The sequence below is a fragment of the Cognaticolwellia beringensis genome, assembly GCF_002076895.1.
GTDB lineage: Bacteria > Pseudomonadota > Gammaproteobacteria > Enterobacterales > Alteromonadaceae > Cognaticolwellia > Cognaticolwellia beringensis.
The window spans coordinates 2497217-2513816 of sequence record NZ_CP020465.1 but is presented as its reverse complement, the minus strand read 5'-3'; the positions used below and the strand labels follow the sequence as shown (position 1 = coordinate 2513816).

Annotated in this window: 11 protein-coding genes; 3 read left to right on the top strand and 8 right to left on the bottom strand. The window is 38.9% G+C overall.

The window, feature by feature from the left end; all coding sequences use genetic code 11:
- Positions 1-89 precede the first annotated feature (89 nt).
- Positions 90-2264: a prolyl oligopeptidase family serine peptidase gene (locus tag B5D82_RS10735; RefSeq protein ID WP_081151441.1), complete on the bottom strand. Its 2175-nt coding sequence runs from the start codon at positions 2262-2264 to the stop codon at positions 90-92.
- Positions 2265-2425: 161 nt separating this feature from the next.
- On the opposite strand from B5D82_RS10735, the gene B5D82_RS10730 reads away from it, so the two are divergent.
- The gene (locus B5D82_RS10730; protein ID WP_081151438.1) at positions 2426-2974 is read left to right on the top strand and encodes a GNAT family N-acetyltransferase; all 549 of its coding nucleotides are present in this window, start codon (positions 2426-2428) and stop codon (positions 2972-2974) included.
- 135 nt (positions 2975-3109) lie between these two features.
- Here the strand turns inward: B5D82_RS10730 and fadA are convergent, their stop codons facing one another.
- The 3 genes from fadA to B5D82_RS10715 all read right to left on the bottom strand — a co-directional run bounded on the left by fadA (position 3110) and on the right by B5D82_RS10715 (position 6943).
- Positions 3110-4273, bottom strand: a complete 1164-nt coding sequence (fadA, locus tag B5D82_RS10725) for an acetyl-CoA C-acyltransferase FadA (protein ID WP_081151436.1) — start codon at positions 4271-4273, stop codon at positions 3110-3112.
- Between the two features lie 15 nt (positions 4274-4288).
- A complete protein-coding gene (fadB, locus tag B5D82_RS10720; protein WP_081151434.1) occupies positions 4289-6451 on the bottom strand; it encodes a fatty acid oxidation complex subunit alpha FadB in 2163 nt (720 codons plus the stop codon).
- 207 nt (positions 6452-6658) lie between these two features.
- Positions 6659-6943: a MazG nucleotide pyrophosphohydrolase domain-containing protein gene (locus B5D82_RS10715; RefSeq protein ID WP_081151433.1), complete on the bottom strand. Its 285-nt coding sequence runs from the start codon at positions 6941-6943 to the stop codon at positions 6659-6661.
- 151 nt (positions 6944-7094) lie between these two features.
- On the opposite strand from B5D82_RS10715, the gene B5D82_RS10710 reads away from it, so the two are divergent.
- Entirely contained in the window at positions 7095-8291 is a 1197-nt protein-coding gene (locus tag B5D82_RS10710) for an MFS transporter (RefSeq protein ID WP_094122796.1), read from the top strand.
- A gap of 34 nt (positions 8292-8325) precedes the next feature.
- Here the strand turns inward: B5D82_RS10710 and B5D82_RS10705 are convergent, their stop codons facing one another.
- Positions 8326-10548, bottom strand: a complete 2223-nt coding sequence (locus B5D82_RS10705; RefSeq protein WP_081151431.1) for a bifunctional diguanylate cyclase/phosphodiesterase — start codon at positions 10546-10548, stop codon at positions 8326-8328.
- A 517-nt stretch (positions 10549-11065) separates the two neighbouring features.
- On the opposite strand from B5D82_RS10705, the gene B5D82_RS10700 reads away from it, so the two are divergent.
- Positions 11066-11965 carry a TIGR03899 family protein gene (locus B5D82_RS10700; RefSeq protein ID WP_157673877.1) on the top strand — a complete coding sequence of 300 codons (900 nt, stop codon included), beginning with the start codon at positions 11066-11068 and terminating at the stop codon, positions 11963-11965.
- Positions 11966-12151: 186 nt separating this feature from the next.
- On the opposite strand, the gene B5D82_RS10695 is transcribed toward B5D82_RS10700, so the two are convergent.
- Genes B5D82_RS10695 through B5D82_RS10685 form a run of 3 tightly spaced genes read right to left on the bottom strand, consistent with a single transcriptional unit; the run spans position 12152 to position 16459 of the window.
- Positions 12152-12913: a phosphoadenylyl-sulfate reductase gene (locus B5D82_RS10695; protein WP_081151429.1), complete on the bottom strand. Its 762-nt coding sequence runs from the start codon at positions 12911-12913 to the stop codon at positions 12152-12154.
- Complete coding sequence (cysI, locus tag B5D82_RS10690; protein WP_081151426.1) at positions 12906-14648, bottom strand: assimilatory sulfite reductase (NADPH) hemoprotein subunit; 1743 nt, start codon at positions 14646-14648, stop codon at positions 12906-12908. The genes B5D82_RS10695 and cysI overlap by 8 nt, the downstream gene beginning before the upstream one ends.
- Positions 14648-16459 (bottom strand): assimilatory sulfite reductase (NADPH) flavoprotein subunit, encoded by a 1812-nt coding sequence (locus B5D82_RS10685; RefSeq protein WP_081151424.1) that lies wholly within the window; start codon positions 16457-16459, stop codon positions 14648-14650. The genes cysI and B5D82_RS10685 overlap by 1 nt, the downstream gene beginning before the upstream one ends.
- Positions 16460-16600 lie beyond the last annotated feature (141 nt).

Genomic DNA, 16600 nt, shown 5'->3' with positions numbered 1-16600 from the left:
CATTGATTAGATAGCGAGTAGTTCTAAAAATAAGTACATATTAAAAAGCCCAGCAATTGCTGGGCTTTTTGCTATTTTAACGCCAGCAATTAAATAGCCTTCACGCCCATATTAAATAGCGTAAAACCGTAAATATCAGCATATTGATCAATAGTTTTGCTGATGGGTGTCCCTGCGCCATGACCTGCATCTGTTTCAATACGAATTAAGGTTGGATTAGCGCCGGCTTGCTTGGCTTGTAATTCAGCAGCAAACTTAAATGAATGGGCAGGCACAACGCGATCGTCGTGATCACCCGTTGTAACCAATGTTGCAGGGTATTGAATGCCTGCTTTAACATTGTGTACTGGCGAATAGCCTAATAAGTAGTTAAACATTTCTGCATTATCATCTGATTTACCATAGTCGTATGCCCAGCCAGCACCTGAAGTAAAGGTGTGATAGCGCAGCATATCAAGTACGCCAACCGCAGGTAATGCGACTTTAAATAGCTCAGGACGCTGGGTCATTACTGCCCCAACTAGCAAGCCACCGTTAGAGCCACCCATTACCGCAAGCTTATCTGAAGACGTTACTTTTTCTTTAATCAAATATTCTGCGGCAGCGATAAAGTCATCAAAAACATTCTGTTTTTTAAGCTTTGTGCCTGCGTTATGCCATTTTTTCCCATACTCACCACCGCCACGCAAGTTAGCAACAGCATATACACCACCTAACTCTAACCAAGCGGCACGCGTTGAGCTAAATTTCGGTTGCAAACTGACATTAAAACCACCGTAGCCATATAATATCGTCGGGTTATTACCATCTAATATTAAGCCCTTCTTATGGGTAATAATCATCGGCACTTTTGTGCCATCTTTAGATGTATAGAAAACTTGCTTTGACACGAAGTTGTCACTGTTGAAGTTAACTTTAGACTTCATATGAACTTTTGATTCACCAGTTGCAACATCTAAGCTAAAAGTCGTTGAAGGTGTTTTTTGATTACTAAATGAATAATAAAGTTTAGCCTGAGATGCTTTGCCACTAAAGCCACTCGCTGTTCCAACTTCAGGTAAGGCGATGTCGCGGATTAACTTTCCAGAAAAGTCATATTGTTGAATAAAAGAAGCAGCGTCTTTCATATATTTAGCGAAAAGTGATTTGCCACCAGTTGACACAGATAAAACATTCTCTGTCTCAGCAATAACATCAATCCAGTGCTCTGATGTAGGTTTTAAAGCATTAGTTTTTACGACGCGTTTGTTTGGCGCGTCCATATTAGTAATGAAGAGTAATTCATCGCCATTACTACTCACCAGCTCAGTGTCTGACTTCGTATTACCCACGACCGTAACTAAAGGTGTGTCAGCTTGAGTTAAGTCTTTTATGAATAATTTATTACCCGAAGTAGAAACCGAGGCATAAACTAACAAGTACTTACCATCTTTGGTCACCTCACCTCCCACATAGCGATGCTTCTCGGCATCAGTGCCACCAAACACCAGTGTATCTTGTGATTGCTCAGTGCCTAACTTGTGGTAATAAAGCTTATGTTGATCGGTTTTCGCAGAAAGTTCACTCCCTTTAGGTTTGTCGTAGCTTGAATAGTAAAAACCTTTATTACCCAACCATGACAAGCTGCTAAATTTAATATCAACTAGCTCTGACTCAAGTACTGCTTTGGTTTTAGTATCAATAATACGCGCTTTACGCCAGTCACTACCGCCCTCTGAAATTAAATAAACCGCCAATGAACCGTCTTCACTAAACTCGATACTGCCTAAGGAAATCGTACCATCTTCGCTAAAGGTATTGGGGTCTAAAAACACTTCCGCTGGGGCATCACCTTTTTGGCGATATAAAACATATTGGTTTTGCAAACCATCATTTTTATAAAAATAGCTATAGTCACCTTCAACAAATGGCATACCGACTTTTTCATAATCAAGCAATGCTGCGAGACGAGACTTAATTTTATCGCGATAAGGTATTTGCGCTAAGTATTCGTATGTCGTTTTATTTTGTACTTTTACCCAATCTGCGGTTTCAGCACTCATATCATCTTCTAGCCAACGGTAATTATCGGTAACTTGGTTGCCAAAATATTCATCAACAACCGGCACTTTTTTCGTTGTTGGATAAGTTAATACGGTACTTTCATTGGCTACACTCATTACTTTTTCAGCCTGTGAAGTATTGTTCGTATTTTCGCCACATCCTGATAAGCCGCAAAAGGCGATCAAAACAGCCGAGCTTAAAACTAATTTTTTAGTATTCATAATTTACCAAGCAAATAAAATTGTTAATATTTTGTTATCAATCATATGATAGGCATTAATTGATGTCTACCGTATCGGCTGAGTTAAGATAATAAATTCAATGAAATTTTGCTAAGATATTTGTACGACAAAGCGATTAAAAATACATGAAGGTTGCAAATATGAAGATCCACAACTCAGATCGGCTAAGCTATCAACTTATTAATGAGAACGATAGCGAGTTTCTTTTTCAGCTTGATCAAAATCCAGAAGTTATGCGCTATATTAATGGCGGTAATATGACGACGCGTGAAGATATTCGTCAAGTGTTTATCCCACGACATAATGCCTATAAAGACATCGAAAAAGGTTTGGGATTATGGAAAGTTACAGTCATCAACACTCAAGAGGATATTGGCTGGGTTTTAGTGCGTCCAATGGATTTCTTTTCTGACCATCCTAAGTGGCATGATATTGAATTAGGTTGGCGGTTTTTACAATCTACTTGGGGCAAAGGTTTTGCCACAGAAGCCGCGCTCCACATTCAACAATTACTGGCTAAACAGAAAGAAAATAAAAGCTTTAGTGCTATAGCGGTAAAAGACAACCTTGGCTCAATTGCCGTAATGAAAAAACTCGGAATGGAATTTATTAAATCGTATATTCATTCTGACGCACAGTTAGGTAATTCCGAAGTGGTGCTGTATCGCTTGGAGAATAAGCAATCGTAAGAAAACACTTTTTACTACTGCACGAGAATAGCTTCCAATTAGAACAGACAAAAAAGCCCAACAATTGTTGGGCTTCATAGATACCGTAAACTTATTTAATTAAATCAGAGCCTAATTAAACATATTAGTTAAACGCTACACTCTTTCAAATACCGTTGCTATACCTTGGCCTAAACCAATACACATAGTGGCTAAACCAATGTTAGCATCTTGTGCTTCCATTAAGTTAATCAATGTACCTGAAATACGAGTACCAGAACAACCTAGAGGATGACCAAGAGCAATAGCACCACCGTTCAGGTTAATCATGTCATCCATTTTGTCTTCTAAACCTAATGAACGTACACACGATAATGCTTGAGCGGCAAAGGCTTCGTTAAACTCAGCCAATTCAATATCAGCTAACGTTAAACCTGCACGTTTTAATGCTTTTTTCGTTGCTGGTACTGGACCAAAGCCCATCGTTGATGGATCACAACCTGCGATAGCCATACCACGGATTTTAACACGTGGTGTTAAGCCCATCGCTTTTGCACGTTCTGCTGACATGACTAACATCGCTGACGCGCCATCAGACAACGCAGAAGAGGTACCGGCTGTTACCGTACCATTTACTGGGTCAAAGACTGGACGTAATGCAGATAAGCTTTCAATCGTGGTTTCAGGACGAATAACTTCATCATGTTCAATCAGCGTTAACGCGCCCATGGCGTCATGACCTAAAGTAGGTACGATTTCATTTGCCCAACGACCTTCAAGCATAGCTTTATGAGCACGTTGATGTGAGCGAGCGCCAAAAGCGTCTTGCTCAGCACGTGTTACACCATGCTGCATACCAAGTAATTCAGCAGTTAAACCCATGTTACCGGCGGCACGAGAAATGTGCTTGCTTAATGCAGGGTCAAAATCCACGTCATACATCATAGGCACATGACCCATGTGTTCAACACCACCAACTAAGAACACATCGCCTTGACCGGCCATAATGTTAGTGGTTGCATCGTGTAGTGCTTGCATTGATGACCCACATAAGCGGTTTACAGTAACAGCACCAGTAGACTTTGGAATGTCAGTTAATAGTTGAGCATTACGAGCGATGTTGAAACCTTGCTCTTTAGTTTGCTTAACGTTACCCCAAATAATATCTTCAATTAATGCAGGATCTAAGTTTGGGTTTCTAACTAATAATTGTTGCATTAGATGTGCTGATAAAGTTTCAGCACGAACATTACGAAAAACACCTGCTTTTGAGCGACCCATTGGGGTACGGATGCAATCGACAATAACGACTTCTTTCATGATTTTCTCCTTCGCTTAAGCTGTTTTAACGTCTGTTGTAAAATATGACTGACCAGATTTCGCCATTTCGCGCATACCGTCAGTAACTTGATAAATTTCGCCTAAGTGCGCGTATTTATCTGCCATGGCAATAAAGTTATCTAATCCTAGAGTTTCTAAATAACGAATTGGACCGCCTCTAAATGGAGGAAAACCTAAGCCGTATATCAAGCCCATGTCAGCTTCAGCTGCAGTATCCACCACACCTTCTTCTAAACAACGTACCACTTCATTGACCATAGGGATCATCAAACGAGCAATAGTTTCGTCTTGACTGAAGTCTTTTTTCTCAACCCCAGCAAACAAATCATAAGCTGCTTGTGCCGCGACTTTAGTTGGACGACCGCGCTTATCTTTGCCGTAATCGTAAAAGCCTTTACCATTTTTCTGACCTAAACGTTTACTGTTGTATAACGCACTTACTGGGTCATTATCAATTTTACCCATACGCGTTGGGAAACCCGATGACATAACACCGGTACAATGATCTGCAGTATCGATACCCACAACATCAAGTAAGTATGCAGGGCCCATTGGCCAACCGAATTGTTTTTCCATTACTTTATCGACAGCGGTAAAATCAGCACCTTCAAGCACTAATTGGCTAAAGCCGGCAAAGTATGGGAATAAAACACGGTTGATATAAAAACCAGGACAATCGTTAACTACGATAGGTGATTTACCCATTTTCGCAGCGTAGGCTACAACAGCAGCAACGGTTTCATCTGAGGTTTCTTTACCACGAATGACTTCAACTAATGGCATTTTATTAACTGGGTTGAAGAAATGCATGCCACAAAATTTATCTTTGCGTTTAAGACTTTGTGCTAGTAAATCAATTGAAATAGTCGAGGTATTTGAAGTCACTATAGTGTCTTCGCTAACGTGGTTTTCCACTTCAGCCAATACCATAGCTTTAACTTTTGGATTCTCAACTACCGCCTCAACGACAATATCAACATCTTTAACGCTGTCGTAACTTAATGATGGTGTGATGTTATTCAGTACACCTGCCATTTTCTTAGCGGTCATGCGGCCACGTTCAACTTGCTTAGTTAAAATACCAGCAGCCGTTGTTAAGCCAAGGTCAAGCGCTTGGTCGTTAATATCTTTCATGATAATTGGCGTGCCTTTATAGGCTGATTGGTAAGCAATACCACCACCCATAATACCAGCACCCAATACAGCAGCTTTATTGACTGCTTTAGTCGCTTGTTTAGCGGCTTTTTTGGCTTTACCTTTCACTACTTGATCAGCCATAAATAAGCCAATTTGTGCCGTAGCTACATCGGTTTTCGCTAATTTTGCAAAGCCGGCATTTTCTAATGCCATTGCACCTGCACGGTCTAAACCTGCGGCAGCCTCAATCGTTTTAACCATCACCATAGGTGCTGGATAATGCTTACCAGCTTTCGCTGCAATCATGCCTTTACACGTATTAAAGGTCATAATGCTTTCTGTTGGTGAAAGCTTTAATGCTTCTAGTTTAGGCTGACGTTTCGCACGCCAATCTAATTTACCGTCGATAGCTTGCGTTAGCATTTTTATTGCCGCTTCACGCAAATGCTCTGGCGCAACTACGGCGTCAAGTAATCCTACCGCCATAGCTTGTTCAGCTTTGAAAGCTCGGCCTGTCGACATCCACTCAATGGCATTATCAGCACCAAGTACACGTGGTAAACGAACTGTACCACCAAAGCCAGGTATTAAACCTAAGTTTACTTCTGGCAAGCCGATTGAACATGTGGTATCAGCAATACGATAATCACACGCTAATGTCATTTCACAACCGCCACCTAAAGCGAAACCATTGATGGCGACAACTGTAGGTAGATTAATATCTTCGAATGAGTCAAAAACATCTGAAGCTTGTTTAACCCAAGGCAATAATTCATCTTCAGATTTTTTAAATGTTTCTAAAAACTCGGTGATATCAGCACCAACGATGAAAGAAGACTTACCAGAAGTAACCAGTACCCCTTTTGCTTCATTGCAATTATTAATCGCATCAACAACTGCGATATATTCTTTAAACGTTGCCTGATCAAATTTGTTAACTGAGCCTTGTGCATCGAATTTAAATTCGACAATGCCATCATCTAACAACTTGGCAGAAAGGCTTTTGCCTTGAAATAACATGCCTACTCTCCTGACTTTTTGTGGGTCGATTGACTGGTAATATGTAATCATAGACTACTACCAAGCGTGTGAATATTTAGCTTACTCATTAAAATTATTTAGCGAGTAAAATAAATAAAGTGCCAATGAGTTTGCCTTGAAAGGAAAAGGAAAGCAAACTTTTTTAAACAAGCGTTTTAATTAAGTGTATTAATTTGTTTCATCCCCTTACTTAATGCGGCCCCTAGTGCCTCTTTGTTCATTTTTTTTCATTTTATCCAGTAGCTCTTTTTCCATATCGATACCTTGCCAATGCGCAATATCTAGAACTCTCAGCACAATATCAGCGAGTTCTTCAGCAAAATCATCAGTCGGTTTTTCACCGCGACATTCATTTATAGCTTCGCCAACTTCCGATGCTACTAATGCTAATGCTTCCAAGGTGGTTTTATTGTGCCACCCCATTCGCTCGACCCAGTGATAGTTAAGCTCTGCTATTTTATTAATATCCATAAGTGTCTCAATAGTTACTTAATTAACTGATCAATATTATATTAGCGTGAAAATTTGGGTATTGTTCAGAAACTATCTCACTGTGCTAATCGTGTATTTTACCCACAATTAACATATAATAATCTGCCGCTGTCAACACCATAAAATTGAAATGCCATTAAATACGAAGTTAAGTTCACCAGAAAACTTACTGCTCGCAATGGCATTTATTATGCCTTTAGTATTTTCTGTCTGGATGGCAATGCTTAATAACTTTGTTATTGAACAAGCCAGCTTTACCGGCGTAGAGATAGGTATATTACAAAGTTTAAGAGAAGTGCCGGGGTTCCTCGCCTTTACCACTATTTATGTTTTGTTTTTCATTAAAGAACAAAGATTAGCATTACTTTCACTTGGCTTAACTAGCTTAGGTGTTGCGGCGACTGGCTACTTTCCATCGGTCATTGGCTTATACCTAACTACGGTCATTATGTCGGTTGGTTTTCATTATTTTGAAACGGTTAATCAGTCACTGACTTTACAGTGGATCAGCAAAGACAAAACCGCACATTTCTTAGGTCGAGCTTTATCCGTAAAATCGATCGCCTCGTTACTTGCCTTTGGTGGAATATGGCTATTAATGAAACATTTCTCATGGAGCTATCAAGCCACCTATATGCTGTTCGGCAGCATCGCACTCATTTTTACTATCGCACTAGCGATATCATTTCCATATTTTGCCCCACCGGTAGAACAATCACGTCGATTAATTTTGCGAAAACGTTATCTGCTCTTTTATGCTTTAACTTTCTTTAGTGGCGCTCGCAGACAGATATTTGTCGTATTCGCTGGTTTTTTAATGGTAGAAAAATTTAATTATAGTGTTGCCGATGTGAGTGCACTATTTATGATTAACTATGTATTCAACTGGTTATTTGCCGCCAAAATCGGTCAATTTATTGGACGTGTTAGCGAACGTAATGTTTTAAGGTTTGAGTACATAGGGTTAACTATCCTGTTTATTCTTTATGGCTTAGTCGAGAATGCTAATATTGCAGCTGTGCTTTATGTTATCGACCATTTATTTTTCGCATTGGCAATTGCAATAAAAACCTATTTTCAAAAAATAGCATTACCGGAAGATATTGCCGCAAGTGCAGGTGTCAGTTTTTCAATTAACCATATAGCAGCTGTTGTTATTCCGGCCTTACTAGGTATGGTCTGGATAGTTAATGCTTCGTGGGTATTTTATATCGGCGCAGGGTTTGCCTGCTGCTCATTATTATTGACTTTATTTATGCCTTACTCGCCAAGCTTAAATGTAGAGTTTCGCAGAAAAGAAAAAGCACTTGTTGAACAAGTGCTTTAAACAAACGCTTTTAACTAAAGTACATCGCTATATGCTATCGGTTTATTTTCTCTAAACAGCTAAAAAAATCATCGGCTGGCATCGGCTTAGCATAGTAAAAACCTTGAACTTCATCACAAGCTAAAGCCTTAAGTTCAGCTTCTTGTTCAATTGTTTCAATGCCTTCTGCAATAACTTTTAGGCCCATTTGTTTGCCTAAATTAATAATAGTGTCAGCAATAATAGAGCCACCCGGTTCAGCAATGTCACTGACAAAAGCCCGATCGACTTTTAATCGATCTAAAGGCAATTTTTGTAAGTAGCTTAATGACGAAAAACCAGTCCCAAAATCATCAAGCGCAATACTAATGCCCTCGGCTTTGAGTTTCACTAGAGCGTCAATAATAATCTGAGGTTCATCCATTAACACGTTTTCAGTTATTTCCAACTCTAATTTACTCATATCAACTTTATGCGATTGTGCTATTGCAATAACGGTACTAACAAAGTTTTCGCGTTTAAATTGAGGGATAGACACATTAACCGAAATACTGACATCTGGAAATTTGCTTTCTGCCAACCTATTTAACTGCTGGCAAGCTTGATCGACAACCCAATTGCCAATATCAATAATTAATCCTGAATATTCAGCTAAAGGGATAAATACCGCAGGTGAAATAAATTTACCTTCTGCGGTTTTCCAGCGCAGTAGAGCTTCTGCACCAATGATTTTCCCGGTTGCTAAACTTAATTGCGGTTGATAAAAAAGTTCCAGACGATTATCAGCAAAATCAGTTCGTAACTGCCTTATCATACTTAAACGCCACAGTGTTTTATCTTCCATTTCTTGGTGATAATAGACATAAGGCTCATGCAGCGATTTTTTGGCTAAATTAAGAGCAATATTAATTTGGTTAAGTACTTTTACACCGCGAGAACCAGCTGATTTTTTTGAACAAAAACCATAACTTGCACTAATGAGTAAGCTTTGCTCCCCAGCAGAAAATGGCTGACTAAAGAGCGCAGTTAATGTTTCAGGATTCACCCATTTTTTGGGACCAATAATACCGAAGACATCAGCACCAATGCGAGCCAGTTGATTTTCCTCACTTAATGCTCTAATACGTGCAGATACCGCCATCAGAAGTTGATTACCAACATCTTGTCCAAGCCCGTCATTTATATCACTAAAATGATTAAGATCTATCAGTGCGCTGACTAAGTTATCATCACTTTGACAAAAGTCATCTAATAAATTGACGAAGTCTAATCTATTCGGTAATTCAGTTAACCAATCTTTATAAGCGGCATTGCGGAGTTTTTGAAATAAATGAACATTCTCATAACCCGTAGCAATATTTGTCAGGAAAACTTCAATAAGTTGTATTTCAATGGTGGTTAAAGCTTGATCTAGTTCTAAATGAATTACGGCTCTAAAACCACCACTGGCTAGATAGAATGATGCCGAATCCACAGCAAAAAAGTGCTGTTTTTGTTGGAAGCAACTGGTGATTTGGCTAATGACATCTCGATTATCGAATGTGGTCAGCTTTTGGTTCACCTTCGCTTCAGATAAACCACTTTGGCCAAGGATATACAAACTTAAGTCATCAGCACCTTCAACAATACCTTGACCCCGAGCGCAAAAAATACCGTTACTACTATCAACAAGCATTTTTAATTCAGCTAACACTCCATTCGCATAGTCATGCACCGTATGTAACTCTAACAAGCTGGCAGCAGCGCCAATAATTTTTTCTAAGCCTTGTCTATTTTTAGTCACTGAGTCAATTTGTTGATATGAACGAATGGCAGCATAAACCGTGGTCACTAATTTACGGCGGGTTAATTCAGTTTTAGTTTTGTAATCGTTTATATCGTAGTCTTTAATTACGCTTTCTTCTGGTGCATAACCAGGTTGACCCGTGCGCAATACTATCCGAATATCATCACGCTTTAATTGTTCACGTATATGTTTAACAACCGCGAGTCCTGCATCATCGCTTTCCATAACTACATCAAGTAGCACTAGAACGATATCCTCATGCTCTTCAATGAGTTTACAAGCATCTTGACCTGAATAAGCATGTACATATTCTAAATGCCGACCTAAAACGACCAAGTCTGATAAGGCAAGTTGAGTTACTGAATGAATTTCAGGGTCATCATCGACAATTAAGACTTTCCAGGTATCTCTTATAGCTGAATCAAAAATTTCATCTTCATCACTATCATCGATAAACAAAAAATCATCGTTGGTGTTTTCGGAAACTTGCATATCATCCTCAAGGTACTAGTAAACAACAACTAGCATAATTTTTGATCAGCAATTTCATTAAAAATTGTCATCATATATAGTACATAATAAAAGTCGAGCTAAGATTATTCAACATTTCGTTTTAATAATATTGTTATTATCGAGTACTATGATATTAAATTGTTTCATATACAAAAAATAATACCTCAATAAAACTTAAACACCTATAAATTAAAGATAATATTTTTCTGTTTGTAAAGTAATACTAATTTTATTAATTAGGTGAAATACTTTATACGCCGAGACAATGACCAAGTACAAAGTATTTATTTCAATAACTACTTGTTCTCATTATTAAATAATTAACGAACTAGATGGTATGGTTAACTACATGAAGTACTAAAATAATAATTACTATTGGTTTAACATTGAAAATTTAAGGGTATGAGTAAAATTTAAATTTGCGCTATAATTATCTTTTGGCGATATTATGCTGGAATTTACAGCACTTTCTTTATAGTTTTAAGGAATACATCTGGTGTCGAATTCGACTGAACAAAATCACATAATAGAGCATCCTGTAGCGCAAAATACAAAAGTTGCGCCTAAACATGACGAACCAGCTACAGGGTCAAAAAGTAGCGCTAATGCCTCTTCACAAAGGCAATTATTAGTGTTGGCTAAAAAATTCTCACTCAATGCAGCATTTTTACCAGAAAATAAACAAGCCCCCTTGGAAGATAGGGCTTATCGACGCAAAAAACTCGACGAGTTACGTAAACAGCAAAATATGGAGGCGATCGTTTTACGTGCCATTCAATATTGCTCAGATGAGACGATAACCGACAGAGCTGATCAAGACTGGTTTAGTTCATTTGTGACACTTGCTGAAGGTATTAGCAATAAAAGCATGCAAGAGTTATGGGCGAAAATTTTAGCTGGCGAAGTATCTCAACCAGGTTCTTTTTCATTAAAAACGCTACAAACATTCAGGACCATGAGCATCACTGAAGCAAAGCTGTTAGCAAAAGCTTGTAGTTTAGCTATGGCAGATGCACGTAAAAAAAATATCCGTGTGATCAGCGGCGCTTATCAAGTCCCAAAATTATTTAATTTTTTTAATAAACAACGACAACAGCGACTCGACCTTAATCAAGCAGGGTTAAACTACGCTGATATATTAACCTTGGCTGATAATCACTTAGTGTTCGAACAAGAAACAGAAAGTCATCCACTTACAAAAGGAGAAAAACTTCAATTTAACTACAATGGCAAACAACTTAGCTTCATAGCTAAAAAAGCGGACTGTATTCTGACCTTTTATAAGTTCACCCCTATTGGCACAGAACTCGCGCACTTAATTGCTGACAATCAAGATGAGAGTTATTTATCCGCTGTAAAAACGCAATTATCTGAAAATTTTGTTATCGAGGGCTAAGACTAAAAGCAGTAATTTTGTAAACATTTTTATTGCTTAAAACAGTCGTTACTGCCGAAAACAAAGACATCTAATGAGTAAAGTAGGGTTAAGGCATTCATAAATAGATAATAATGTGTGAAATGTTGAGCACTTGATTAAATGACAAATAGAATACGACTGGCGCATTCTTTTTGTCACAATAATTTAAATACCATCACCGTCAGTGTGTAAACCACACTCTCTTTGCATACCAGAAAAGCGTGTGTCGCTTTCATCCATACCAACCGTTAATGGTCGCGTACTATGCACGTCGCCTACTGAGACATAACCTTCTTCCCACAACGGGTGGTAGGGTAAATTATTCGCCGTTAAGTATTGATGAACATCTTTATTTGTCCAATCAATAATAGGGTGTACTTTAAAGCGGCCGCGTAAAATACTCACTACCGACAAACCTTCACGATGACTAGATTGCTGACGACGAACGCCAGAAAACCAAGTACCTGCTTGCAACTCACTTAAACCACGTTCTAGCGGTTCAACTTTATTACGTCGATTGTATGCTTTTAAAGAGGCTTCATCTGTTGCCCACTCTTGTCCAAATTTAGCTTGCTGCCATGCCGCACTTTCTTTAGCACTGAATACCTGCAAATTTAAATTTAATCGCTCAGTCATTTGTTCAATAAACTGATAGGTCTCAGGAAACAAATGCCCAGTATCAGTGACTAATACTGGAATATTGGGCTCAATCTGGGTCAGCATATGTAGCATCACTGCAGATTGGATACCAAAACTTGATGATAAAACAAATTGCGATGGTAAATTTTCCATCGCCCATTCTACTCGCTGTGTTGCCGACTGTTTCTCTAATAGTTCGTTCCACTGCTTTAACCAAGGTTCTGGTAACGACGCAGGGAATTTATTACTAATCACAGGCGGTATACTCGCTTTAATAATATTAGTCATGAAAATCCCGTTTGCTGACTTTTACTTCGTCAACGATACCTACACGAATGACAAAATCACCGAAAGCTTCAGCATTATTTCGCTCAGCAACCCAGCGCGCCACTAAGCTATCAATTTCCTGTAAAATATCTTCTTCATTCAGGTTTTCTTTGTACATTTTAGGTACACGTGTACCCGCAATGTTACCACCTAAATGCATATTGTATTTACTAGGGCCTTTACCAACTAAGCCTATTTCAGCCAACATCGCACGACCACATCCATTCGGACAGCCCGTAACCCGTAAAATAATACTTTCATCGGCTACATTGTGTTTAGCTAATATTGCTTCTACATCTGTCACTAAGCCAGGCAAGTAGCGCTCGGCTTCAGCCATTGCCAGTGGACAAGTAGGAAATGCAACACAGGCCATCGAATTTTTACGCTGGACAGAAACTCCATCGTCCATTAAGCCATGTGCTCTGGCTAAACGTTCTATTTCAGCTTTATCTTCACTTGCCACACCAGCTACAATTAAGTTCTGGTTTGCGGTCATTCGAAAATCGCCTTTATGGATTTTCGCTATTTCAGCCATACCGGTTTTTAAAGGCAAATTAGGTTTATCAAGTAAACGGCCATTTTCAATAAATAACGCTAAATGGTTTTTGCCATCAAAGCCTTCTGTCCAGCCAATGCGATCGCCTCGGCCCGTGAATTCATAAGGGCGACTTTCAGCAAAAGTAATACCTGCACGCTTTTCAACTTCTGCTTTAAAAGTATCGACACCAACACGGTCTAAGGTGTATTTAGTTTTTGCATTTTTACGATTAACTCGGTTGCCCCAATCACGTTGAGTCGTGACTACAGCGGCGGCTACATCTAAAGTTTTCGCTAACTCAACAAAGCCGAAATCATCCGCTTTACGAGGATAAGTTGATTTATCACCATGGGTCATAGCTAAGCCACCACCAACTAAGACATTAAATCCAATAAGTTTGCCGTCTTTAGCAATAGCAATAAAATTCAAATCATTTGCGTGAACGTCAACATCATTTTGCGGTGGTATAACAACTGTAGTTTTAAATTTACGTGGCAAATAGTTTGAACCTAAAATAGGCTCTACTTCTTTACCATCTTTACCTTCTTCAATTTTCTCGCCATCAAGCCAAATTTCAGCATAAGCGCGTGTTTTAGGTAATAAGTGCTCACTAATTTTTTTAGCCCACTCGTAAGCTTCTTGGTGCAACTCTGATTCAACAGGGTTGGTAGTACAAAGTACATTACGATTTACATCACCTGCCGTAGCAATAGAGTCGATACCATATTCGTTCAATGTTTGGTGCATTAACTTAATGTTAGGCTTTAATACACCGTGAAATTGAAACGTTTGACGTGTCGTTAAGCGAATACTGCCGTAACTGGTTTTTTCACGTGAAAACTGATCGATGGCTAACCATTGCGTTGGTGTGATAATGCCACCAGGCATACGCGCGCGCAGCATGACATTATGTAATGGTTCAAGCTTTTGCTTAGCACGTTCATTTCTAATGTCACGATCGTCTTGTTGATACATACCGTGAGTTCTGATCAACTGAAAGTTATCAGCTGTGAAGCCGCCAGTAACATTATCTTTCAAGTCTTGCGCAATGGTGCCGCGTAAATAGTTACTTTCCGCTTTTAATCTTTCATTATCGGCATGTTTACCTTCGACAATTAAAGGGCCGTTTGCCTGTTCTTTATTAGTCAAGTCAGTCATTAGTATACATCCTTCTGATAACGCTTAGCGTTACGTAAATCTTTCAAGTATTCAGTAGCTTGTTCTTCTGATAGTTGACCTTTAGTTGCAATTATAGATAACAACGCAGCCTCTACATCTTTAGCCATGCGACTCATATCACCACACACGTAGATATGTGCGCCTCGCTCTAACCAGGCAAATATTTCATCGGCGTTTTCTAATAAACGGTCTTGAACATAAATTTTCTCAGCCTGGTCACGAGAAAAGGCTAAATCAATTTTAGATAACAAACCAGATTTCAGATAGTTCTGCCATTCAACTTGATATAGAAAATCTTGTGTAAAGGTTTGGTCACCAAAAAATAGCCAATTATCACCTGTAGCTTCAGTAGCTTCGCGTTCTTGCATAAACGCTCTAAATGGTGCTACACCAGTGCCAGGGCCAATCATAATTACGGGGGTTTCATTGTTAACAGGTAAACGGAAGTTATCATTGTGTTCAATAAACACTTTTACTTCTCCGCCTTCTTCAATGCCATTGGCTAAAAAGCCAGAAGCGCCGCCTTGACGATTTGCATCATCTGTTTGGTATTGAACTAACCCAACCGTTAAATGCACTTCTTCTTCAACTTCACTTTGAGAAGATGCTATAGAATATAGTCTTGGTGTAATTTTACGTAACGAGTCAACAAATTCTTGGGCATTTAACTTTATTTCATTAGGTAGTGGCGCAGATTTCACTACGTCAACTACTTGATGATTAGCCGCATACTCTCGTAAGGCTGCTTTATCATCTAAGATTGCCAATAAATTAGCAGCTTGTGCTTTCTTAGCCCAAAAGTCGACAAACTGTATTGAAGTTTGTGTGATTTCAAATTTTGTTTTTAATGCTTCGCCAATGGTTAGGCTTTCATCAGCAACCGCGACTTTATCTTGGTCATCAATCCCTAGCTCTGTGATAAGTTCGTCTACTAGCGCAGCAGAATTATCAAACCAAACGCCTAAAGCATCACCTGCTTGATAAGTTAATCCAGATTCGCCTAAGTCTATCTCGACGTGTCGAACATCTTTAGCAGAATCTCGACCGGTAATTTTTTGGCTAAGTAATAATTCAGCACTATATGGAGTTTGCTTTGTATAAAGCTCTTCAGTGTTATTTATACTTGCTAACGACACGACATTACTTGCAGTGATCTCACTTTCAAGTAGTGCTTTAGCTTCTGTGATTACTGAAGTCGTCCAAGTATTAGCGTCTGCATCATAATCAACATCACAATCCATACGAGGGGCAATTCTTTTCGCACCTAACTTTTCTAAATTAAGATCGAAATCTTTACCTGTTTGGCAGAAAAACTCATAACTGGTATCACCTAAAGCTAACACACTGTAATGCAAGTGTTCTAGCTTAGGGGCTTTTTTAGAAGCCAAAAATTCATGTAACGCAATGGCATCATCAGGAGCTTCACCTTCGCCATTAGTGCTAGCAACAATTAATAAGTGAGTAATGTTTTTAATAGCTTTAGGCTTAATTTCTCCCATACTTTTTAACTCAACACTCAAGCCTTCTGCGCTTGCTTTTGCAGCCAAACTTTTAGCAACGCCTTTAGCGTTACCAGTCTGTGAGCCATACAGGATAGTTAATGTTGGTGACGCAGCACTTGCAACGGCAGCTGGAACTGCAACAGTACTTACATTTTCAGCTTTTGCGGCTAAATAACCGCTAGCCCACGCTAATTGAAGCGGAGAAAGATCGTTTATGCTTTGCTTAAAAGATGCCAACTGATTGGTATCTAGCATTGTTTGGTTTAATTTTTGCTGTTCAGGCAACATGTCACTTTACACCCATTACTAATTAATAACGCTAGGATAGACTGATTAACTTCTAAAGAAAAAGAATAGAAACGGCTTTTTTATGCAAAAATAGAATATAGGAAATTTAAAAGAGTCTTAAATTTATAAGATAGACTGCCA

What these genes read in the sequence shown, in the direction of transcription:
- B5D82_RS10685 (WP_081151424.1), bottom strand. Translation starts at nt 16,459, where the DNA reads ATGTTGCCTGAACAGCAAAAATTAAACCAAACAATGCTAGATACCAAT.
- B5D82_RS10730 (WP_081151438.1), top strand. Translation starts at nt 2,426, where the DNA reads ATGAAGATCCACAACTCAGATCGGCTAAGCTATCAACTTATTAATGAG.
- B5D82_RS10695 (WP_081151429.1), bottom strand. Translation starts at nt 12,913, where the DNA reads ATGACTAATATTATTAAAGCGAGTATACCGCCTGTGATTAGTAATAAA.
- B5D82_RS10715 (WP_081151433.1), bottom strand. Translation starts at nt 6,943, where the DNA reads ATGGATATTAATAAAATAGCAGAGCTTAACTATCACTGGGTCGAGCGA.
- fadB (WP_081151434.1), bottom strand. Translation starts at nt 6,451, where the DNA reads ATGTTATTTCAAGGCAAAAGCCTTTCTGCCAAGTTGTTAGATGATGGC.
- B5D82_RS10705 (WP_081151431.1), bottom strand. Translation starts at nt 10,548, where the DNA reads ATGCAAGTTTCCGAAAACACCAACGATGATTTTTTGTTTATCGATGAT.
- fadA (WP_081151436.1), bottom strand. Translation starts at nt 4,273, where the DNA reads ATGAAAGAAGTCGTTATTGTCGATTGCATCCGTACCCCAATGGGTCGC.
- cysI (WP_081151426.1), bottom strand. Translation starts at nt 14,648, where the DNA reads ATGACTGACTTGACTAATAAAGAACAGGCAAACGGCCCTTTAATTGTC.
- B5D82_RS10710 (WP_094122796.1), top strand. Translation starts at nt 7,095, where the DNA reads ATGCCATTAAATACGAAGTTAAGTTCACCAGAAAACTTACTGCTCGCA.
- B5D82_RS10735 (WP_081151441.1), bottom strand. Translation starts at nt 2,264, where the DNA reads ATGAATACTAAAAAATTAGTTTTAAGCTCGGCTGTTTTGATCGCCTTT.